The sequence below is a fragment of the Geobacillus sp. 47C-IIb genome (assembly GCF_014679705.1).
Lineage (GTDB): Bacteria > Bacillota > Bacilli > Bacillales > Anoxybacillaceae > Geobacillus > Geobacillus thermodenitrificans.
This window is the reverse complement of the sequence record NZ_CP061473.1, coordinates 2,896,167-2,918,908: the sequence shown is the minus strand read 5'-3', so window position 1 is coordinate 2,918,908 and position 22,742 is coordinate 2,896,167. Positions and strand designations below refer to the sequence as shown.

The 22,742-nt window shown below is 49.5% G+C and carries 21 protein-coding genes and 1 riboswitch; of the genes, 5 read left to right on the top strand and 16 right to left on the bottom strand.

The features are described 5' to 3' along the window. Positions 1-356: 356 nt before the first annotated feature. A complete protein-coding gene (locus IC804_RS14755; protein ID WP_013145942.1) occupies positions 357-536 on the top strand; it encodes a YkvS family protein in 180 nt (59 codons plus the stop codon). Between the two features lie 28 nt (positions 537-564). Here the strand turns inward: IC804_RS14755 and IC804_RS14750 are convergent, their stop codons facing one another. The 10 genes from IC804_RS14750 to IC804_RS14705 form a co-directional block, all read right to left on the bottom strand. Continuing rightward, positions 565-1,251, bottom strand: coding sequence for an oxidoreductase (locus IC804_RS14750; RefSeq protein WP_049756677.1), 687 nt, complete (start codon positions 1,249-1,251; stop codon positions 565-567). Positions 1,252-1,303: 52 nt separating this feature from the next. Further along, positions 1,304-1,801, bottom strand: coding sequence for a preQ(1) synthase (queF, locus tag IC804_RS14745; RefSeq protein WP_008878810.1), 498 nt, complete (start codon positions 1,799-1,801; stop codon positions 1,304-1,306). Between the two features lie 48 nt (positions 1,802-1,849). Then, positions 1,850-2,584, bottom strand: a complete 735-nt coding sequence (gene queE, locus IC804_RS14740; RefSeq protein WP_008878811.1) for a 7-carboxy-7-deazaguanine synthase QueE — start codon at positions 2,582-2,584, stop codon at positions 1,850-1,852. After that, entirely contained in the window at positions 2,584-3,021 is a 438-nt protein-coding gene (gene queD, locus IC804_RS14735) for a 6-carboxytetrahydropterin synthase QueD (RefSeq protein WP_008878812.1), read from the bottom strand. The genes queE and queD overlap by 1 nt, the downstream gene beginning before the upstream one ends. Further along, positions 3,018-3,689: a 7-cyano-7-deazaguanine synthase QueC gene (queC, locus tag IC804_RS14730; RefSeq protein ID WP_011887050.1), complete on the bottom strand. Its 672-nt coding sequence runs from the start codon at positions 3,687-3,689 to the stop codon at positions 3,018-3,020. Before queC ends, queD begins: the two co-directional genes overlap by 4 nt. Before the next feature lie 170 nt (positions 3,690-3,859). Continuing rightward, positions 3,860-4,972 (bottom strand): GerAB/ArcD/ProY family transporter, encoded by a 1,113-nt coding sequence (locus IC804_RS14725; protein WP_008878814.1) that lies wholly within the window; start codon positions 4,970-4,972, stop codon positions 3,860-3,862. A gap of 26 nt (positions 4,973-4,998) precedes the next feature. Next, positions 4,999-6,084, bottom strand: coding sequence for a Ger(x)C family spore germination protein (locus IC804_RS14720; RefSeq protein ID WP_029760374.1), 1,086 nt, complete (start codon positions 6,082-6,084; stop codon positions 4,999-5,001). Positions 6,085-6,096: 12 nt separating this feature from the next. Beyond that, entirely contained in the window at positions 6,097-7,557 is a 1,461-nt protein-coding gene (locus tag IC804_RS14715; protein WP_011887048.1) for a spore germination protein, read from the bottom strand. 413 nt (positions 7,558-7,970) lie between these two features. Next, the gene (locus IC804_RS14710) at positions 7,971-9,008 is read right to left on the bottom strand and encodes a YkvI family membrane protein (protein ID WP_008878818.1); all 1,038 of its coding nucleotides are present in this window, start codon (positions 9,006-9,008) and stop codon (positions 7,971-7,973) included. Between the two features lie 111 nt (positions 9,009-9,119). Continuing rightward, complete coding sequence (locus IC804_RS14705; protein ID WP_008878819.1) at positions 9,120-9,863, bottom strand: FixH family protein; 744 nt, start codon at positions 9,861-9,863, stop codon at positions 9,120-9,122. A gap of 284 nt (positions 9,864-10,147) precedes the next feature. Between IC804_RS14705 and IC804_RS14700 the strand changes: the two genes are divergently transcribed. Beyond that, positions 10,148-12,283 carry an ATP-dependent Clp protease ATP-binding subunit gene (locus IC804_RS14700; protein WP_008878820.1) on the top strand — a complete coding sequence of 712 codons (2,136 nt, stop codon included), beginning with the start codon at positions 10,148-10,150 and terminating at the stop codon, positions 12,281-12,283. A gap of 366 nt (positions 12,284-12,649) precedes the next feature. Here the strand turns inward: IC804_RS14700 and IC804_RS14695 are convergent, their stop codons facing one another. From IC804_RS14695 to IC804_RS14675, 5 genes are all read right to left on the bottom strand, one after another. Further along, positions 12,650-13,303, bottom strand: coding sequence for a TetR/AcrR family transcriptional regulator (locus tag IC804_RS14695; RefSeq protein ID WP_008878821.1), 654 nt, complete (start codon positions 13,301-13,303; stop codon positions 12,650-12,652). Between the two features lie 11 nt (positions 13,304-13,314). After that, complete coding sequence (locus IC804_RS14690) at positions 13,315-14,340, bottom strand: ABC transporter permease (protein ID WP_008878822.1); 1,026 nt, start codon at positions 14,338-14,340, stop codon at positions 13,315-13,317. Then, the gene (ccmA, locus tag IC804_RS14685; protein WP_008878823.1) at positions 14,337-15,065 is read right to left on the bottom strand and encodes a heme ABC exporter ATP-binding protein CcmA; all 729 of its coding nucleotides are present in this window, start codon (positions 15,063-15,065) and stop codon (positions 14,337-14,339) included. The genes IC804_RS14690 and ccmA overlap by 4 nt, the downstream gene beginning before the upstream one ends. A gap of 133 nt (positions 15,066-15,198) precedes the next feature. Next, on the bottom strand, positions 15,199-15,717 hold the full coding sequence (locus IC804_RS14680; protein ID WP_060475706.1) for a GNAT family N-acetyltransferase: 519 nt from the start codon (positions 15,715-15,717) through the stop codon (positions 15,199-15,201). Positions 15,718-15,813: 96 nt separating this feature from the next. Next, entirely contained in the window at positions 15,814-17,508 is a 1,695-nt protein-coding gene (locus tag IC804_RS14675) for a M3 family oligoendopeptidase (protein WP_081157173.1), read from the bottom strand. Between the two features lie 393 nt (positions 17,509-17,901). After that, a riboswitch (Lysine riboswitch) is annotated at positions 17,902-18,080 on the top strand. A 145-nt stretch (positions 18,081-18,225) separates the two neighbouring features. On the opposite strand from IC804_RS14675, the gene IC804_RS14670 reads away from it, so the two are divergent. The 3 genes from IC804_RS14670 (at position 18,226) to IC804_RS14660 (ending at position 22,299) form a co-directional block, all read left to right on the top strand. Further along, complete coding sequence (locus tag IC804_RS14670) at positions 18,226-19,593, top strand: amino acid permease (RefSeq protein ID WP_370543793.1); 1,368 nt, start codon at positions 18,226-18,228, stop codon at positions 19,591-19,593. Between the two features lie 117 nt (positions 19,594-19,710). Next, positions 19,711-21,729, top strand: coding sequence for a S9 family peptidase (locus IC804_RS14665; RefSeq protein ID WP_081157175.1), 2,019 nt, complete (start codon positions 19,711-19,713; stop codon positions 21,727-21,729). Positions 21,730-21,747: 18 nt separating this feature from the next. Beyond that, complete coding sequence (locus tag IC804_RS14660; protein ID WP_008878830.1) at positions 21,748-22,299, top strand: short-chain dehydrogenase; 552 nt, start codon at positions 21,748-21,750, stop codon at positions 22,297-22,299. Positions 22,300-22,360: 61 nt separating this feature from the next. Here IC804_RS14660 and IC804_RS14655 read toward each other — a convergent pair whose 3' ends face one another. After that, the gene (locus IC804_RS14655) at positions 22,361-22,564 is read right to left on the bottom strand and encodes a PduL/EutD family phosphate acyltransferase (RefSeq protein ID WP_008878831.1); all 204 of its coding nucleotides are present in this window, start codon (positions 22,562-22,564) and stop codon (positions 22,361-22,363) included. Positions 22,565-22,742: the final 178 nt, after the last annotated feature.

Sequence of the window (22,742 nt, the reverse complement as noted above, 5' to 3'; positions counted from 1 at the left end):
CTCCACCTCTTTTAAAACAAAAATATGTTTTGCCTATAAGTATACATAATAGACCATATTTTCAATATCTATATAATGAATCTATTATGTATGAAAAAAGAGGATATATGTCCTTATACTGAACATAATATCCTCTAATCATTATAGTATAGTTAAGACTTCGCCCCTTGTTTTTTTAAAAATATTAAATTTTAGGAAAGAAAAGGCTTTACTTGTGCATAAAAATAGGGCAAACTAGTAGAAAAGCACCGAGTCTCTCAGGGGGCTAGCGCTGCTGACAATGGCAGGCGTGCCGGTCGGCTCGGTTGGCAATCCATTGGGTTCACCACTATTTGTTTAAAAGGAGAATGATGATGATGATAAAAAAAGCGAAAGTCGGAGATATTATTGAATTTAAAAATGGATTACGCGGCATTGTGGAAAAAGTGAACGAAAACTCGGTCATCGTGGATTTGACATATATGGAAAACTACCGTGAGCTTGATTTGCAAGAACGGACAGTCGTCAATCATAAAAACTACAAGATCATCGAATAAAAAAGAGGCTGCTATGAGCCTCTTTTTATTATGAAATGCGGGCTAATTCATCGCATTCATATATATGGACGCCGTTTGCTGCCGATGCCGCCCGGTAAAACATGGCCAACGCAAGCTGGCTGGCATCGACCGGCTTATATTTTTTCCACTTGCCGACAAACAAAAACGGCAGCCGGCATAACAGCCATCCGGCGAGCGTCTCGCCGAGGCGGAACTCCCGGCGCTTGCCGACAAGCAGCGACGGGCGGAAAATATGGAGCGACGGAATGGACAGCCGCTGCAACGCCTCTTCCGTTTCCCCTTTGACGCGCTGATAAAAAAACGGCGAACACGGGTTGGCGCCGATCGAAGAGACGGTCAAAAAACTTTTCGCCCGGCATTTTTCCGCCAACGCCGCGGCACGCAGTGTATATTCATAGTCGACTTGAATGAATTGCTGCCTTGTTTTCGCCTTTTTACGCGTCGTTCCGAGACAGCAAAACACATCGTCAACATTAAAATACCGTTCATACGACTCAAGCCGCGCAAAATCGACCACAACTTGCTGCAGCTTTTCATGTTCCAACGGCAGCGGGGTGCGAACGAAAATAGTCACTTGCCGGTATAAATCCGATTGCAACAGTAACGCCAGCAGTTCGCTGCCCACCAAACCGCTCGCTCCAAGCAAAAGAGCTGTTCTTCGCTCCAACGCCAAAACCTCCAAGCAAAAATTCATTGTCCATTATATATGAGTTTTGGCGAAAAAACCACCTCATTTTTTGCCGGCTTTAGCGGTTATCGATTTTTTCTGGGTATAGGTCATGGTTGAGCAGCCGATACTCGGCCATTTTTTCGTATTTCGTCCCCGGGCGCCCCCAGTTGCAATACGGGTCGATCGAAATGCCGCCGCGCGGGGTGAATTTGCCCCATACTTCAATGTAGCGCGGTTCCATCACGTTGATTAAATCGTTCATAATGATGTTGACACAGTCTTCGTGAAAATCGCCATGGTTGCGGAAACTAAACAAATAAAGTTTCAGCGACTTGCTTTCGACGCATTTTTTGTCCGGAATATAACTAATGTAAATCGTCGCAAAGTCCGGTTGGCGAGTTTTTGGACATAGACTCGTAAACTCCGGACAATTGAACTTCACGAAATAATCCCGGTCAGGATGTTTGTTGTCAAACACTTCAAGAAGATTGGGATCGTACGTAAACGAATACGTTGTCCCTTGATTGCCAAGCAGCGTCAAGTCTTTCAATTCTTCGTCTTTCCTTCCATTCATTGGTCATTCCTCCTTCTTTATCATTTCGTGATGGACCAGCGTGCGGCTTTAGACACCGCGCTTCGTTCCCCAAAGAAGCGTGTGCAGTTGCGGCAACACATGAACGTCATTCAGCTCATCTGATTGAGCCACCCGTTCCACTAGCCAATCAAGCTGGTCAAAAAGCTTCATGCGAAGCGCATTCGTATCGAGCGCCTCGACATCGGCGTTGCCGGTCTGCAAATAAAATGGAACTCCCGGGTAACGGCGATGCACTTCTTTCGCATACGCCAAATCCGCTTCATCGAAGACGACAACTTTCAGACTAACACGCCGCGTCCGATTTTGATCAGCCAGCAGCTTCCTGATGATGGAATCGAGCATCGCCCAGTCGGTATCCATCCCCGAACTTGGCGGCTTCGGGGAAATGGTGACATCGTCAACGTCAAGCAACCAATCTTGCCAGCGGCTCCCTTGCGTCTCGACCGCCACTTGTACCCCTTTTTCATGAAGGAGCGCAACGAGCTCACCAAGAGCGGCGAGCAGAAGCGGGTTGCCGCCTGAAATCGTCACATGGCGGAAGCGACGACCGCCAATGGCTTCAAGCCGCTGCCAAATATCTTCTGCCGTCAGCTGTTCGATCTCTTCTTTCGCCGACCCGTCCCACGTGAAGGCTGAATCACACCAACGGCAGCGGTAATCGCAGCCGGCGGTGCGGACGAACATCGTCTTTTGGCCGATTACCATCCCTTCTCCTTGGATCGTCGGCCCGAAAATCTCTAATACCGGAATCGTACGAGCCACTACCGTTCCCCCACTTTCGGGCGGTAAATGACATAACTGGTCGGTGTTTCACGGACAAATACTTGTAAACATTTCGGTTTATGCGGCAGCGTATCTAAATAACGTTGAATCGTTTCATAAATCGTGCGCGCTACCACTTCCGTCGTTGGAAACCGGTTCGGGTCATGGCGGTCAAACCAATCGGTATGATCATTGAGCAGCGTGTGATCCAATTTTCCATGGATAAGCTTCTTTAACATTTGGAAATTGACTAAAAAGCCGCTCTCATCCAGCTCGTCGCCGGCAACCGTCACATTGACGACGTACGTATGCCCGTGCACATTGGCGCAGCTCCCAGCCGCTTCGTGCGGGATAAAATGAGCAGCAGCGATGTGCATATCTTTGTTCAGCTCATAACGGTACGGATGGGCCACCTGCGGGTAGAGCTGATAGATCATCGCGCCTTCACCCCCGCTTTTTCCTGCAAATACTCCTCCAACCCGCGCTTGCGCAACACGCACGCCGGGCATTCGCCGCAGCCATCGGCGATCACGCCGTTATAGCACGTCAGCGTCTTCGTTCGGACGAATTCAAGCGCCCCAAGCTCATCAGCTAGTTTCCACGTTTCCGCTTTCGTCAACCACATGAGCGGTGTATGAATGACAAACGGATAATCCATCGCCAAATTCAGTGTCACATTCAGCGATTTGATAAAGATGTCGCGGCAATCCGGATAGCCGCTAAAATCCGTTTCACATACACCGGTAACAATATGGCGAGCCCCTCGTTGCTTAGCAAGCACCGCAGCGAACGATAAAAACAATAAATTGCGCCCATCCACAAACGTTGTCGGCAGCTCGCCTTCCTTTTGTTCAATAGCGATCTCGCCGCGTGTTAGGGCATTTGGCGCCAACTGTCCAAGAAGCGACATATCAAGCACCGTGTGGCGGACACCAAGCTCATCGGCAATCGATGCGGCGACTTCGATTTCTCGGCGATGGCGTTGGCCATAATCAAACGTCACCGCTTCGACTTCCGCAAACTGCTTTTTTGCCCAAAACAAACACGTCGTACTGTCTTGGCCGCCGCTAAAGACGACGACCGCCTTTTCTTCATTCATTTTCATCTTGACTAACCTCCTTCTGAATCGACAGAAGAAGAGGTTTCCAAAACAAAAAAGGCCATACCCCTAGGATACAGCCGTCCCTAGTTTTTTATAGAGGGTTTTGCTAGAAACCTCTCCCGTACGAGCGTACGGAATTGTATTCTTCTGTTTCCTTTTTTACTATAACATAACTACTGCTTTTGTTGTAGAGATTTTTTCACTTTTTCCACTACCCATACATACACGTACAGAAGTGGAATATAAACCCCTATGAGGAAAAGCCCGCTTTTAGACGTCCATTGTATGAACCGTTCGATATCGCTTTTCTCTTCAAAAAACAACGTCCCGATAAACAAGCAGGCGATCAACACCGGCAATGACCGGCGCTGTCTGATGGAAAACAGCTGTTTGACCACGCGCGCCATCGCCCAAACAGCGACGACAAGGTTCGGAAACACCACAAGCACATAAATCGAAATGACGATATATTCCATCCGTTCAATAAATGGCACTTCCGGAATTTTGGCAAGCGTCAACGTCGGCCATGTAATATGAGCGATCTGTTCTTTGTTGTAAAAAATGATGGAGATAAGTATGACGACCAAATAAAGGAATATTGTCAATACGTTGGAAGCATGCGCCCACTTTTGCGATGACGGGGCATTTTTTAAAAATGGGTAATACATAAGCAGCACTTCAAACCCTAAATATTGAAACGCCATATCGTTGACAGCTTTTAAGATTTGTGTGGGCGAATGGTCCAACACCGGCAATAAGTTCCGATATTGTGCATATTCGAACGCAAAAGCCATCATCGGAAATATCGTCGCCAGCGGGATGACAACTCCCCAAAAGCATAGGCCAGCGACGACACGAAAACCGCCGGAAATGACGTAATACGTCAACATTAAAAAAATGAGGCTGAACTGCCATGCGCCCATCAGCGGGAACATCCATACTTTAATAATTTCAATATATGATTGAAGCACCGTAAACGCTGCTAGGGCGTAATAAGCCAACAAACCGATGCTTAACACCCCGCCGAACCAACGCCCGAAATAATGCTTATGAAGCGATACAATATCGCCGCCGGATGGGGAATAGGCAAGCAGACGATACATCAGCCAAATGAGCACGTGCGTAGCCAATCCAGCCAATAATACAGCCATCCAAGCATCTTGCCCCGCATCTTCCATTAGTGGCCGCTGAAAACCAAGCATCCCGACACCGACTTGGGTTGCATGAACGATAAAAAAAACAAGAAACGGGGAGATGAGAAATCGTTCATCGAGCGTTTGTTTCATCGTTATCCCTCCTCATGATCCCCGTTTTATTCACCAATTCCTGTATGGATAATGTCCACCGTCACGTGTGGACGAATATCTAAATCTGGATATTCACGATAAAACGATTCGCGATCCCACCGTCTCGTGACGCTGCGCACAAAGTCGCCGATGCCCATCGGATCAATGCGTTTTTCCTGAAAATAGTGAAACAGCCGACGCATATCTTGTTCCAATTCTTTTTCCATTTTCTTTTTTACATCGGTAAACAAATTGGCTCCCGGTTCATCAAGCCATGACGGATAATCTCTTACCGAAGCATGAATGTGAACAAATACATCCAGCACATGACGGTCTCCATCCCGCCTCCATTTATAAGTCGGTTTCGCCCATAAATTTTGCAACATCACTCGATCTTCACCTTGTTTGCCACGCTCCCCAACCTTTAGCTGATAGACGCCGTTTTTCGTTTCCCCTAACAAAATTTTCATCAAAAAAGAATCCCGCAAATCCACATGTCCGACATATCGGCCATCACGAAACAACGCCACTCCTTCTAACTTGACGAACCCGCCCTTTTTTTCAAAATAGGGTAAAAACGGATCGCTTCCCGGAGAAAAATATCGGTACAAAAACAAGTGTAAGTTCGTCTTTGGCAAGTTCATTGACTGTTCATTTTGCTTAATGAGATTCGGTAAATACAACGTATCGCTCAATGTCGTTTTTGCCGTAATGTCTAACAGCTCCTTCGCACTTCCTTCCGCTACACCAAGGAACAAATGACTGCCAACTTTGTTATTGCGCGCAAGACTATGAGTAATTTGTTCGATCCCCCGTTCGGCAAACTGCTTTCCGAATAAAATGAGCCGCAGCTGCCCTTCTTCGATCGGCAGCGCCGATTTCGCCGACAAGCGTGGGATTAAATCGTAGACGGTGGGTGATGAAGTCGTCAACATATTCGGTTTCGTCATCGGCCCTTGTTTAAACGTCGGGTAGACGGCGGTGCCGATATATTGATCATCCTTAAAATCATAGCCCATCTGTTGGATAATTTGAATTTGATCGATCGGCCGCGATTTCGCACAGCCGCCAAGCAACAGCAACCCTAGCAAACATGCGAGCCAACGTTTCATCCCCATCACACCTTACTCATCAATATCGCGCTTTTGCTTAGCATTTTCCGGGTCATAGCGAAACCGCGACTGCGGGCGGAAAAACGTCGGCCGCTCCGCTGTCATACTGTATGGCGAGCGGACGAACGTATCGCGGAAGTTGCGCACGCGCAACGGATAAAACGGCACTAAGTATGGATAACCAAGCGACTGAAGCCGCCCTAAATGAATAAGCAGTCCGCAGACGGCGAAGGCGATTCCGATCCCTCCCCAACATGCGGCAAACAAAATAAACGGGAATCGGATAAACCGAATCGAATTTGACATTTTAAAAATTGGCGTCGTAAACGAGGCGAGCGCCGCTAAAGCGACGACAATGAGCAAAATCGTGCTCGCCAGCCCGGCATCCACCGTCGCCTGCCCGATAACAATCCCGCCGACGATACCGAGCGTCTGTGCGACTTTCGTCGGCAGACGCGCCCCTGCCTCGCGCAGCAGCTCAATCGTAATCTCCAAAAACAATACTTCAAGCACTGGCGGAAACGGAACGTTCGAGCGCGAATAAATGATCGGACCAAGCAAGTCTTCCGGAATCATTTCATAATGGTACGTCAATACCGCGATATAAACCGGTGATGCCAAGATGGAAAACATAACACCGAAAAAGCGGATAAGCCGGAAAAATGAGCCGAGCACCCACGGCAAAGAATAGTCTTCCGGCGAAGTAAAGAAATCAAAAAACGTGGACGGGCCGATGATCGCATACGGTGAACCGTCGCAAAACACCGCGACTTGTCCTGATACGAGCGCATAAACAGCTCGGTCGATTCGCTCGGTGGAGAGGAAGAGCGGAAATGGCGTCTTTGAATTATCGGCGATGATCTGATCGATGATCGCATTATCAAACACAACGTCAAAATCAATGGCTTCAATTCGCTGTGTCATCGTTCGGATCGTTTCCGGGTTCGCCACGCCGTCAATATAGGCAATCACAACTTTCGTTTTTGACACCGAGCCGATCATCATTTCACGAAACACAAGATTCGGCGTTACGATTTGTCGGCGGAGAAGATGCAAGTTCGTGCCGATATTTTCGACAAACCCGACTTTCGGTCCGACGACGCTAAATTCGTTTTCCGTATCGTTGTTTTCCCGCAGCCCTAGATTTTCGTTCGCCGCACTGATGAGCGCCGCCTTGCCCGGCTGTTCTCGAAAGCTGACGACAACAAACCCTTTCAGTACTTTTTCCTCGATCGCCGCCGGATCCTCGCTCACTTCAATGCGTTGAATCGGAACGATTTGCTGTAAATCTTCCAACTGAACATCCGGACGGCGAGAAAGATCATTTTGCAGATGACAAAGAATATTTTCCTGCAGCACTTTCGGGTCTACGAGCGAATCAAAATAGTAAACCGATAGCTCCTTGCGTCCAACCACAAACGACACTTCGACAAAATCACTGGATCGCCGGAGCTTTTCCCATAATTGCGGCATTGTTAGCTGTGACGGATGCTTTTTCTTTTTGAAAAATGATAAAAAGCTCACGGCTATCCCCTCGCCTTTCCGTTTACGGCATAGTCTTCCAATGTGAGAACATTTTTATGCATTCCTCACATTCCTCATTGATTAGACAGAATATTCTAAAAGGGGAATCCACAAACGAGTGAGCTGGCGAAACGACGACGGGCGAGACAGGCATTGAAAAAAGTGATGGAAACAGCGGAAACACTGCGGCGTCGCGCGATTTGGAAACGATGATCGCCCGCTTTCGCCCATGACGTTGCGTTGATGAGAGATTTTCCAATCAACACGCCAATCTCTTTTTTCAAAAAGAGCGTTGCTAAAAAATTGAGGCCCTTTCACCTCCCCCCCTGAAACAGGGAATCGCCGGAGACGAAAGGGCTTATTTATTGACGCGGCAGCTGCCGTCGCCAAAGAAGCCATAACAAGACGAGACTGATATAGCCAAATAGCGGATAAATAAACGACAGCAGCTCCCCGTAGCGAAACGGACTCACAGCCATAAATAGTGAGACAAGCAATACGGCAAGCCATTTTCCGCGGAGCGGCACCCAAATGCGCACTTGCCGTTCAAGTCCGAATAGACCGCCAATAATCGATGTAAAAATTTCTCCGTAAATGACAAAAACATAAAACCAATACAAAACGGCAAAAAACGTATGGACGACCTCTGCCATTGGAATATCATACCCGTTCTTGTGCGGAAACGACAACAGCACCGTATGATTCAGCAGCAACAAAACGGTCAGCACGATCCCGCCTAAAAGCGCCCCCCTCTTTACCGCCCGTTCGTTTGTTGCCTCACAGGCGACAGGGACGAGTACGGCTTGAGCCATTGCCAAATTAAACGCCGCATACGAAAACGGCGACAATACCGCCTTCAAAGAATAGTCCGCCGCTACCATGTCCGGGCGGCACAGCTCCCCGGCCATCACCGTCTTAATGAAGACGACCACACTGAACAACATGATCATCGGCACCACAAACACATTGATGCCAAATAGGCCTTTGCGGTCAAATAACATAATGACAAACGCCAAAACGAGGGTCAGCGCAACACCTGTCTGCCGCGCCCAGCCAAGCTGTTCTTCAAACACCGCCCCCGCTCCGGCGATCATCACCGCCGTCACCCCAGCGAGCATGACCGTCATGACAAGCGTCACGAACGGACTTACCATCCTCCCGAATAAATACCGGTTCAGTTCATCGTACGATGACGCCCCGATACGGCGTGCCATCACCATCAGGCGCATGCCGCCCCATGTAAACAAGAGGCCACTCACGGCTACACCGACTGTCCCTACTGCTCCGTACTGGGTGAAAAATTCGATAATTTCCCGGCCGGTCGCAAACCCCGCACCAATGACCGTACCGATATAGACAGCGGCGATTTGCCAAGCCTCCAACCATTCCTTCCCATGCATTGTCTGCCCTCTCCTTCTCTCTTGTCCGCTGTTTATTGCTATATATATGTCTAACGTGGACAAGAAAGACGAAAGGGAAGAAAAAAGGATGCCTTTCTTTGGCATCCTTCATCAGTTGACGGTCACTTGTTTCACTTGATGTTCATGCAGTGCGCTTGCTTCGACGTGCACTTTTACCGAGTACGTCCCTTTGTTCGCAAACGTGGCCACTGCCTCATATTCGCCATTTCCTTTTTCGCTCGCATCGATAAATTCGTGCTTATTCTCCGCCTGCCAAATTTCAAAACGAACGGTGGCGTTCGTGAGCGCCTTTCCATCTTTCGTGATCCGAACCCCTAACGTCACCGGCTTTCCAGCTTCGAACGAATGGGAAGATAATGACATGGAAACATCACTGCCGTGATGATGGCCTTCTTCCTTATTTGCTTGATCATCAGAGCTTGACCCTGCAGCTGAGGCCTGTTCCGGATTCCCAACCACGATATCTTGTTTCGGCATATTATGCATGTCACGAGCTGTCACATGGGCAACAACAGAATACGTTCCCGCTTCCGTGAACGTTTTCGTCACCGAATAACGCCCATTGCCATCATGCTTCGCTTCCAGCATTTCCCGATCGCCATTCCCATGTTTCCATACTTCAAATTTCACTTCGCTTGCATCCTCGACTTTTTCGCCGCCATATGTCACCACACAGGCGAGCTTCGTCGGCTTGTTCACATCGATGTGATCCGGCACATCCATTTTCACTTCAAGCATCGCCGGCGTTTCCGCTTGTTCGTTGTTGTTCGAGCAAGCTGCGATGATGATAGCGGTAAGCACCGCGACCATCACGAAAAACAGACGTCTTCTCATTCTCATCCTTCTCCTTCTTTCATAGCTTTATAAATAGTATAAACAGGTCTCCCCATCTCCCCCGCTGCAAGCGCCAGCCACAAGCACCTTCTACTTTTTTCTGTTTTTCACTTTATCATAGTTTTATCGCACCTACATTAGTATTCACCATTTTTTCAAAAACATTTCATCATGATAACAATTTTTTTGTAAAAAATACTTGAAAGTCAAAAAAGGTCAAAGTATAATAAAATCAGAAAGTCAAAGAAAGTCAAAGTCAAACCGTAAAAAAGGAGGTATGCCTTATGCGTTGTCAAGCATGCCAACAACGGGAAGCAACAGTGTTTGTCAACTTACAATGGAACGGTGAGAAAAAACAACTTCATCTTTGCCATACATGCTATGAAAAGCAAAAACAACAATTGTCGATTCCGATAAACTTCGGCTTTTCGCCGTTTTCATTCGATGACTGGTTCACCGACCACTTTGCGACGGCCAACGCTCAAGCAGTCGGACCAGAAACAGCAGCCAAACGTCCGCAGCGCCACGGCGGTGGATTTTTGGATCAATTCGGCCGCAACTTGACACAAATGGCTAAGGCGGGCTTGATTGACCCAGTCATCGGCCGCGACAAAGAAATCGCACGTGTCATTGAAATTTTAAACCGCCGCAACAAAAACAACCCGGTTTTGATCGGAGAGCCGGGCGTCGGAAAAACAGCCATCGTCGAAGGGCTTGCTCTGAAGATTGGCGAAGGGCAAGTGCCAGAAAAACTGTTGAACAAAGAAGTGTACTTGCTTGATGTTGCATCGCTCGTCGCCAACACCGGCATCCGCGGTCAATTTGAAGAGCGGATGAAACGGCTCATCACCGAACTGCAAGAGCGGAAAAACATCATCTTGTTCATCGACGAAATTCATCTGCTCGTCGGTGCCGGCGCTGCCGAAGGGTCGATGGACGCCGGCAACATTTTGAAGCCGGCGCTCGCCCGTGGTGAGCTGCAAGTCGTCGGGGCGACAACATTGAAAGAATACCGGCAAATTGAAAAAGACGCCGCCCTTGAGCGCCGTTTCCAACCGGTCATCGTCCACGAGCCGACCGTTGACGAAGCAATTGCCATCTTAAGAGGCATCCAGCCAAAATACGAACAATTCCATCATGTCCGCTATACGGATGAAGCGATCGAAGCGTGCGTCAAACTTGCGCACCGCTATATCCAAGACCGCTTCCTCCCGGATAAGGCGATCGATTTGCTTGATGAAGCCGGCTCGAAAGCGAACTTGCGTCTCGGACCGACCGATGAGAAACAATTGCAAGAGCGGTTGATGCAAATCGCGAAAGAAAAGGATCAAGCAGCTAAAGAAGAAAACTATGAACTGGCGGCAAAACTGCGCGATGAAGAGCTGAAGCTTGAGAAACAACTCGAACAAGGCGTCACCCAAGAGCACCCTGTTGTGGATGTCGCCGACATCGAGCGGATCATCGCTGACAAAACAGGCATCCCGGTCGGCAAGCTGCAAGCTGATGAAAAAGAAAAAATGAAACATCTTGAAGACAATTTGGCGAAAAAAGTGATCGGCCAAGCAGAAGCAGTGAAAAAAGTCGCCAAAGCGATTCGTCGCAGCCGCGCCGGCTTGAAAGCGAAACACCGCCCAGTCGGTTCGTTCTTGTTCGTCGGTCCGACCGGCGTCGGGAAAACGGAGCTTGCCAAAACGCTCGCCGAGGAGCTGTTCGGCACAAAAGATAGCATGATACGCCTTGATATGAGTGAATACATGGAAAAACATTCGGTCTCAAAACTGATCGGCTCGCCGCCAGGCTATGTCGGCTTTGAAGAAGCCGGCCAGCTGACGGAGAAAGTGCGCCGCAATCCATACAGCATCATCTTGCTTGACGAGATTGAAAAAGCGCACCCGGATGTTCAGCACATCTTCCTGCAAATTTTAGAAGACGGCCGCTTGACCGACAGTCAAGGCCGCACCGTCAGCTTCAAAGACACAGTCATCATCGCAACAAGCAACGCTGGTGTAACCGACAAAAAAATCACCGTCGGCTTTGAAAAACAAAGCGGTGGCGCTTCAAGCATTCTCGACTCTCTGAGCGCCTACTTCAAGCCGGAATTCTTAAACCGCTTCGACGCCATTATCGAGTTCAAGCCGCTTGAAAAAGCGCATTTGCTTCAAATTGTCGACTTGATGCTCGATGACGTCAAAACAGCGATGCGCGAACAAGGCATCGAACTCAAAGTGACCGAAGCGGCGAAAGAAAAACTGGCCGAACTCGGCTATCATCCAGCCTTCGGCGCCCGTCCGCTCCGCCGCGTCATTCAAGAACATGTCGAAGACAACATCGCTGACTGCCTGCTTGACGCGAACCAACCGGTGCACACGATCCGCGTCGACGTCAACGACGGCGCCATTGTAGCGCAAATCGCATCATAACCATCTTGTGAACACCGTCTCACCTCGTTTTCAAGGTGAGACGGTTTTTTGCACATTACATCTATAAAAATTGTAGTCAACTACCTCTTCTTCACTCCTAAAAGGTTTTGAATTGAGGGATTGTGTACCCAACCTTCATACGCTCCGCCACAGCATAACCGTGATGCGTTCGTTTTGCTTAAAAATATCGAATGCTCTCTCGTTCCATCAGCAAATAGTCAGTCGGATTCCGTAACATCGCCGTCCATGACTCCCCACCGTTGAACTTTAAGCCATTATTAAATGATTTCAAACCGTTTTTAGAAGTCCTCCTCCACTATGTGGAAGAACAAGGCTAAGCCGGCTTCTCATGCGGAAGCCGGCTGTCTAGCGCCGCAGACCGTTCATCAACACGCGGATCGTCCGTTCCATCTCGGCCTCATCGTCCCAATGATGCTCCGGCAAAAAAAGAAAACGGGTAGCTAAAAAACCGGCAAACGATGTGATCGTCAAACGGATGACAGAATCAACAGGGAGCTCGGCCAACTCCCCTTTTTCTTGAAAATGGCGGACAATGCGGGCAAATTTCGGATACACATGCTCTGTAAACACGTGTCGAAAGCATTGTTTAATTTCAGAATGAAACGCTACTTCCTGCCAAAGTATACGAATCGCCGGCAAATATTTTTTCACAAAAGCGTAGCGATTCGATAACAACGTACGCAAAAACTGTTCGTACGTCTCATATTCGTTGTCAAACACTTCACGGACAAATTCTTTCGCTAAAAACGGAGCAACAGACTTAAATAATGTCGGCGTGACGATGGCTAACAACAAGTCCTTTTTTGTCTTATAATGGCGGAAGATCGTTCCTTCCGCCACCCCGGCCTTTTTGGCAATTTCGCTCGTCGAAGTCGCCGCATACCCTTTCTCGGCAAACATTTCGACGGCAGCTTCCAAAATTTTTAATTGCTTTTCGCTGAACTTTTCTTTTGTTCCATCTATTTGCAGCAGCTCGTGAATCCATGAATGCTCGCTCATTGTTCTACCCCTTACAGCTTGCGATATTTTTTCAACGCTACTACATTTAATACCATAAACAACACCGTAAACCCAAGCAGCACGTATATGTCAGCAGCGATCGTACTCCATCCTTGGCCGCGCACCATAATGTCGCGCAACGCGTTTGCCCCGTACGTAAGCGGCATGACGACACTCAGTGAACGCAGCCATTCTTCCATTGTATCAAGGTTGAACAAACCAGAGAAAAACACTTGCGGAATAACAACAAGCGGGATAAACTGCATCATTTGCAGCTCGCTGTTGGCAAACGCTGATAACAGCATCCCAAGTGCAAGCGCCGTCATCGCTAGCAAAAACGTAATAATCAGCACATACCCGAATGAACCTTCCATCATCATGTCAAGCACATCAATAGCAAACCACGAAATCAAGCTGGCTTGAACGGTCGTAAACAGCCCAAATCCGATCATATAACCGGCGACTATCTCCCAGCGCCGCAGTGGCGTCGCCATGAGCCGCTCGAGCGTCCCGTTCGTCCGCTCACGCAAAAATGACACCCCGGCAATCAAAAAGACGAAAAAGAAGATGAAAACACCAATCAACACTGGACCGAAATAATCGAAAGACGCCATGTCGCTTGACCCGTGCCAATACGTTGTTTTCAGTTGAAATGAGGGGGTGGGCACCATCGACTGGAACGCCTTTTGCACCGTGGCCAGCGCCGCCTGATTGGCGGTCGGGTCGCTTCCTTCGAGCGTAATGTGCGGAGCGCTTCCGTTCATGTTAAGCCATGCGTCAATCTCTTGATCGTCCAGTTGTTTTCGCGCTTGTTTTGCCGACAGCTCTTTCACGTTCGCTCCCGCTTCTTTCAGCTTGTCAACAACTGCATCAGGCACGTTGTCGCTGACAGCAATCACCGGTGTGTATTCTTCGCCATTAAACACGAAATCCATTAACAACAAGACGAACATCGGCGCGACAATCATGAGCGCCAACGTCCGTTTGTCGCGGAAAAACTGGTGGATGATGCGAACGACAATCGCCATCACTCTCATTGATGGACACCCCCGAAATGTAAAAATGCCTGTTCGAGCGTTTGCGACTTAGTTTCGCTCTTTAACTCGTCCGGGCGCCCAACGGCAAGCAACCGGCCATCACGAATCATGCCAAGCCGTCCGCACTTTTCCGCCTCATCCATGATATGTGTCGTCACAACGATCGCGGTGCCACGCTTTTGAATCTGCTTGAGTTCTGCCCAAATGGACTGACGTAACACTGGATCGATGCCGACTGTCGGCTCATCCAAAATAAGCACTTCCGGTTCGTGAAGCAAGGCGATTGCTAACGACAACCGCCGTTTCATCCCACCCGAGTATTGGTGTACCGGCTTCTTCCGATCATCTGCCAAGTTGACGAGCTCCAGCATGTCATCGATTCGTTCTTTTTTCTTTTTCCCTCTCAATCCATAGATAGAAGCAAAAAATTGCATGTTTTCTAGCGCGGTCAACTCCCCGTACAGCGCATCGGACTGAGCCATAAATCCAATACGCTTCATCGTTGTAAGCTCCGGCATATCCGCACCGAGCACACGAACCGCTCCTTCGCTTGCTTGATCGATGCCGGCGATCATGCGCACCAATGTCGTCTTGCCCGCTCCCGATGGACCAAGCAGGCCGAAAATTTCCCCCGCATGGACATTTAGGGACACATCGTCAATAACAATCTTTTTTCCAAACCGCTTCGAGACATGCTCAACTTGAATACATGGATCGGCAGCCATGCTTCTCCTCTCCTTAATTTATATTAGTGAGTAATCACTCACTAATAGTATACAAGAGAACGACCACCTTTGTGAAGTGAGTAATCACTCACAATATAAAAATGTTTTAGCTGCCGACCGTTCGGCAGCCTGTTTACGATTTCATCGTCTTGATGTCTTGCCAGCCGTAGCACCACTCCCATAACGCTTTTCCGCCGATTTCCACCTCTTCTTCGGCGATCTTTTCACCGCCAAGCCGTTCGTAAAAGTGGCGCGACGGGTTGTCGGCGAGCACCCAGACGACCATCGAATGAATTCCTTTTTGTTTCAAATCACTGACTAACGTTTGAACGAGCTGATGGCCGAGTCCTTTTCCTTGCGCCTCTTTAAGCAAGTAAATCGCGTACAGCTCGCCATCATATTTTGCTGTTGGCCCATCGGTCATTCGATTTGAGCCGCCAGAGACAAACCCGACGACGCGCTCATTTTCTTGGACGACAAATACAGAATGATCCGATTGGCTGAGCACTTTCTCCCATAACGCTTGTTTTTCTTCCAAGGATAACGTCTCCAAATACGTCGCTGGCACGATGCCGCCATACGTCGTCTTCCAACTTTCAACGTGAACGGAAGCGATCGCCGCCGCATCGGCCAGTGTCGCTTTGCGGATCATCGTTCTCCCCCTCCGTTCCCCTAGCTGAAATGTTTTCATCTTAACGAAAAAGGCGAAACGGTACAGTTCCGCCCGCCTTCTTTTCCTTGCCTCCCTTTACAGCGCTTCATCATCGACACTGTCAAGCCAACGCTCAATGTGGCTGACAACTGATGCGACCGCGCCATCCGCAAACGGCGATATCAGATGAGCGCTTTTAACAAGCTCAGTAAACGGCCGGCTGCCGCCTAACCGGCAAAGCGCCACATAGTCGCGCCACGCAGAATCCTTATCGTCCTGCGCTCGTTTCCAAAACTGGAATGCACACACTTGGGCGAGAGTATAGTCAATGTAATAAAATGGATCGGTGTAAATGTGCCCTTGCCGCTGCCAAAAGCCGCCGTGCTCAAGGTAATCGTATCCAGCATAATCCCTTGTCGGTAAATACGCCTTTTCGATGTTGCGCCATACGTTCTTCCGCTCGGTTGGCGTCATGTCCGGATTCTCATAGACAGCATGCTGGAATTCATCGACTGCGACACCATACGGCAAAAACAAGAGCGCATCGCTCAAATGAGCGAACCGATATTTATCGGCGTCCTCGGCGAAAAACAGCTCCATCCACGGCCATGTGAAAAATTCCATGCTCATCGAGTGAATTTCACACGCTTCGAGCGTCGGCCAGTTGTATTCTGGAATGTCGTAATGACGGCTTTCATACACTTGGAACGCATGACCAGCTTCATGGGTCAATACGTCAATGTCGCCGGATGTTCCAGTGAAATTCGAGAAAATAAACGGCGCTTGGTAATCATCGATATACGTGCAATAACCGCCACTCGCTTTTCCTTTTTTGGCGACGAGATCCATTAATTCATGTTCAACCATATAACGGAAGAAAACACCGGTTTCCGGAGACAGCTCTTCATACATACGCCGCCCGTTTTCGATGATCCAAGCTGCGTCCCCCTTTGGTGCCGGGTTGCCGGTCGGAAACATAAATGGCTCATCATAATAGTAAAGCTTATTGACTTTGATGCGCCGCCGTTGGCGCTCGCGTAGCTTAGATGCCAGTGGGACGATGTGTGCTTTCACTTGCCGACGAAAGTTCGCAACCATTTTGGCGTTGTAATCCGTTCGGCCTAAGCGGGCATAACCGAGTTCGATGAAGTTTTGAAATCCTAATTTTTGGGCGATCGCAGTACGGATATGAACGAGTTCATCATACAGTTCATCGAGCTCTTTTTCATGGTCCGTGAAAAATGAAAACCGTGCTTCGCTCGCACGCTTACGCATCGTGCGGTCCGGTGATTCAACAAACGGCTGCAGCTGCGCGAGCGTCCGCTCTTCACCTTCAAACATAATTTTTGCCGACGCGATCAGCTTTGTATATTCGCTTGCCAGTTTATTTTCTTTTTGCAAATCCTCCATAATCGCCGGGGCATATGTTTTCAGCTGCGTCTCCGCCAAGGCAAACAACTGTTTCCCCCACGTCTCTTCAAGCTCTGCGCGAAACGGCGAAGCGACAAGATCACGGTAATAGTCATTCACGAGTCCCTTGACAACCGGTTCAGTTTCATCAAAAAAGTCTTGCTCTTTTTTATAAAATTCGTCGTTCGTATCAATCGTGTGGCGGATATGGCAAAGGTTCGCCATCGTGCTGTAGCGGCGGCGCAGTTCATTGATCCGCTTCATCGCCTCGTGCTGCAAGGCAGCGCTCCCTGCGCGTCGGAACGAATCGAGCGCATCTTGAAACGATGCCTGCAGCTGATCAATGTCAGGCCGCTCATAACGAAACTCGGAAAACTTCATCATTCATCCCCTTTTCTTTCATGATCACCTTTTCACGGAATATAACAGCGGGAACAGATGCACCCGATTGGAATGGATCTTTCCCATGTTTCATCAACCACATTGTATATTCGTCAGAGTTGAAAAATCTCCTCTTTTTCCAACTTCTTAAATCCATTTCTATTTTATACTACATCAGCTCAAAACCTTTATCGGGGCTGATGGGACTATTCCTTATTGGCACCGGTGTTTTCATAACAAGAAATTAATAAAAATTAGTTAATTATTATGTAAAAAAGAAAGAGGATGCATGAATATTCAACATCTCGTCCCATTCTTTCCAACAAAAACATATTGACGTTTTTTGTTGAATTAAGTAATATAATGTCGACAACAACATACCCCTCTCCACTTCAATGGGATAGAGGTTGCGATGAATAAAAGTAGTTTCGCTGAGGCTGGAGCACTGATGAAGCGAAATGAAAGGATTCATCGCCGAAGTTTGCGACGCGCTCCGGCGGCGCAAGCTGGGCCTGCGGCCGAACAGGTGCAGGACTGCCATCGTTCTAGAACGATGGAGCGCTATCGCATTCGTTGGATGCGGACGTGTAATGCACCCGTTGAAACAATATGGGTGCTTTTTTTATTGTTTACCTTTGGCGAAGAAAGGAGTTTTCCATCTTGAACAACAACCGACAACTTGGATTTTGGGTGCTAACGGCGTTAGTCGTTGGCAATATGGTCGGATCCGGCATTTTTATGCTGCCGCGTTCACTAGCCGAGGCGGCCAGTCCCCTTGGTGTCATGTTCGCTTGGCTATTGACCGGCGCTGGTGTCTTAGCGACGGCGCTGGTGTTCGGCAACTTAGCGATCCGCAAACCGAACTTGAGCGGCGGGCCGCAAATTTACGCGAAAGAGCTGTTCCCAAAAGGTTCGAACTTGTCGATTTTATCTGGTTTTATGTCGTCATGGGGCTATTGGGTCGGTAACTTTGCGGGAAACGTTGCCATTATCACGACGTTGGCAAGCTACTTGTCGACATTTTTCCCCGTGCTAACAAGCGACAAAACAGTACTCGTGATGGGTTCATTTACGTTAAAGCTTGGGAATTTACTGACATTCATCATCTGCACGGTGCTTCTTTGGGTGACGCACGTCATTATTTTGCAAGGTGTAGAAGGTGCCGGCAAGTTGAATTTTGCTGCGACAGCGGCGAAAGTGCTCGGCTTTTTCCTGTTTATTGTCATTGCCTTATTCGCTTTTGACAGAGCGATCGTCGGTCCGCTTGACGCCCCACGTTATGACGGGAATGGCCAGCCGCTCGGCCTGCTCGGGCAAATCAACAATGCCGCTTTATCGGCGCTTTGGGCATTCATTGGCGTTGAATCGGCGATGGTGTTCGCCGCGCGGGCGCGCAAACAGGCAGATGTGAAGCGAGCAACGATCGCCGGTCTCTTGATCTCTTTAGTCATTTATATCGGCATCAGCATTCTGGTGATGGGCGTCTTGCCGCAAGACAAGCTCATTCAATCGGACAAACCGCTCGTTGATGCCATTGTCGCCATCATCGGCCCAATCGGCGGCTACGTGCTCGCTGGGCTTGGGCTCATCAGCTTGATCGGTTCGACGCTCGGCTGGATTTTGTTGAGCGCTGAAGTGCCATACCAAGCGGCAAAACAAGGGATGTTTATGCCGGCATTTTTACGAGAAAACAAAAGACGCGTACCAAACTTCTCGCTACTACTATCAAACTTAGCAGCCCAGCTGTTCATTTTCTCGACCATTTCCAATTCGATAGCGGCTGCATTCGACTTTGTCATTTACATCGCTACGCTCGCCTATCTCGTTCCGTATTTGATCGCTTCCGTCTTCCAGCTGAAGCTCGTGCTCACTGGGGAAACATATGAGGCAGCGCGCGGGCGGCTAGGTGATGGGATTATCGCTGTTTTTGCAACCGTCTATTCGATCTGGGTCGTCATCGCTGGCACGGCGGACATGAAAACGTTCCTGCTCGGCGTCGCCTTGTTGGCTAGCGGCGTGATCTTCTACCCGCAAGTGAAAAAAGCGGCGCAGCAAACAAACGAAAAAGAAAAATTATCAGCGTAACGAACAACGAACGTCCATCAATGGGACGTTCGTTTTTTATTTGCCGGCAGGATTTTTCTTTCGAAACACGAAATAAGATACCATCCTAACTTTACTTATGGAAAGAGGAGGTCGCTCATGAACAATGGACAACCGCTGAAACACCGCGGCGTGACTGTAGAAGATCTACTTCGCCTCCGCTCGGTGCGCGATCCGCACTATGCGTCGGACGGAACGCACGGCGTGTTCGTGCAAAAATCGATCGATGAGGAAAAACAATACTGCTCTCATCTATACATATGGACCGAAGACGGAGCCATCCGCCAATGGACGTTCGGCCGCTGGCGCGACACGAGGCCGCGCTTTTCCCCGGACAGCAAAACGATCGCGTTTTTGTCCGATCGCTCCGGACACACACAGCTTTGGCTGTTGCCGGCTGACGGCGGCGAAGCGCGCCAGCTAACGTTTTTCAAAAACGGGGTGCGCGATTACGTTTGGGCGCCGGACGGGACGTTTCTTATCGCTTTGACGACGCTTGGCGACAACGAAACGATCGACGACCGCGAAGAGCCGAAAAAAAAGGAAACGAAGCCAGCTGACCTGAAACCGCACGTGGTGGAGCGGCTCTATTACAAATCAGACGCATCAGGTTTTCTTGACGGCAAACAGGCGGTGCTCGTGCGCATCGATGCAACATCAGGAAAAACGGAAGCGTTGACGAGCCGCGAGGAGGAAATCGGTTCGTTTGCGATTTCGCCCAATGGACGGACGCTTGCCTTTGTGGCCAACCGAAACGAAGATCCGGACACAACCTTTACACGTGACATTGTGTTGCTTGATCTCGAATCGAAAGCGGAAACAAATTTGACGAAGGGAAGCGGCACATTCACCTCGCTCGCTTGGTCGCCGGACGGAACAAAGCTCGCCGCCATCGGCCATGATTTAGCTTATCTCGGGGCGACGATTCACCAGCTTTACGTTTTTGAGCCGGAGCGTGGAACGAAACGGGTGCTGACCGCCGACTGGGACGTTCATCTCGGCGATGCGATGGTCGGCGATACACACGCCGATGCAAAAGGTCCTGGCCCGATTTGGAAACGCGATGGAACCGGCCTATACGTCACCGCCTCACAACGTGGGCGCGTCAATGTATATTTCGTCCCGCTTGACGGACCTATCGTGCCGATCATCGAAGGGGACTTTCATGTGTACGGCCTCGCCATTCATCCGAATGAACAGCAGGCCGTTGCCGCGATTAGCGAGCCAACGATGATTGGAGATTTGTATACCATCTCACTTGAAAGCGGCGCAAAAACGCGGCTCACTAGGGTCAATGAAGAGCTCGAGAACGAAGTCACGTTCGCCGATGCCGAACCGTTTACTTATCAATCAACGGACGGTTGGGACATTCAAGGTTGGATCATGAAGCCACCGAGGCTCGGCGACGTGGAAAAAGCTCCACTTGTCGTCGAAATTCACGGCGGACCACATACAATGTACGGATTTACGTTTTTCCATGAGTTCCAGCTGCTCGCTTCTTCCGGCTACGCCGTGCTGTTTACGAACCCACGCGGAAGCCATGGATACGGCCAATCGTTTGTCAATGCCGTGCGCGGCGATTACGGCGGCATGGATTATGAAGACATTATGGCCGGTGTGGACGCCGCCATCAAGCAGTTTGCCTTTATTGACGAGACACGTCTTGGCGTTACCGGCGGCAGCTACGGCGGGTTTATGACGAACTGGATCGTCGGGCACACCAATCGCTTCCGGGCCGCTGTTACCCAGCGCTCGATTTCCAACTGGCTCAGCTTCGCCGGTGTGAGCGACATCGGCTACTTTTTCACGAAATGGGAAGTCGGGTGCGACGTCTGGGAAGACGCTGAGCGGCTTTGGCATCATTCGCCGCTCAAGTACGTCAAAAATGTGCGCACGCCGCTCTTAATTTTGCATAGCGAGCATGACTATCGCTGCCCGATCGAGCAGGCGGAACAGTTGTTTATCGCATTGAAACAACTCGGGCAAGAAACAAAGCTCGTCCGCTTCCCGGACGCCAACCATGATTTGTCACGCACCGGGAACCCGGCGCTTCGCCTCGAGCGGCTTCACCAAATCGTTGGTTGGTTTGATCACTATTTGAAAGGACCACGGGATTAATCCGAAAGGAGACATGCCATGCACGCCCTTGTCATCGGTGGGACAGGTATGTTGGCTGATGTGTCGCTTTGGCTTGTGCGGGAAGGATATTATGTGTCTGTCATCGCCCGCCGCTACGCACGAATGAAGCAGCTCATCGACTGTGCTGGACAGACGGCATCCATCACCCCGCTTCTTGTTGATTATCGCGACCAAGAAGCGCTTTGTTCTCTGATTTCTCGGACCATCCAAAAAAACGGAACTTTTGATCTCATCATTGCGTGGGTCCATACGGACGGAAAACAGGCGCTTCCGACCGTCATCCAAAAAAATAGCAGACATCCCGGCCCTTGGCGTTTGTTTCACGTGCTCGGCAGCCGCGCCGATCCAGCCGAGGCGAAAGCGGAACTCTGTTTGCCTGCCGCTTGTCTTTATCGGCAAGTTCAGCTCGGTTTTGTCGTGGAAGAACACGGTTCGCGCTGGCTCACCCATCAAGAAATCAGCGACGGCGTCATTGATGCCATTCGGCGTGATACGCCGTTTCATCTGGTCGGCACCCTAGATCGATCAGAGAAGAAGCGCCCGCGTTAACGGGAGGCTCCCTCTCGTTCGTCCCGAGAGGGCGCCTTATCTCCCATTGCTGCGGATGATTTCACGATGGAAGCAACTTCACGTAATCACCCGTTTTTAAACCGGCCGCGTTCTCTTCACCGTTTTCAATGTGCATATGTAACGCAAAGTCTTCACTGACGCGGACGGTCACTTCGTCAAAAATGAGAGCGCGCTCCTCTTGCGTTTTCACTTTCATGACTTGCTTGTCGCGGACGCTAAACGTTTCCGTATCTTTCGACGTCATATGAATGTGGCGCTTGGCAATGATGACCCCTTGTCTGCCGTCACCGTTCCATTCAGCCCATGAATCGTCATTCCTGGCGTTCCCTCAGTATCCCCGACAAGCAAACAGGCAGTGCGACAACGGCTTGAGCACTGTCAGTTCGACGTCTTCCACGAACAGAGTCGCCATATTTCGCATT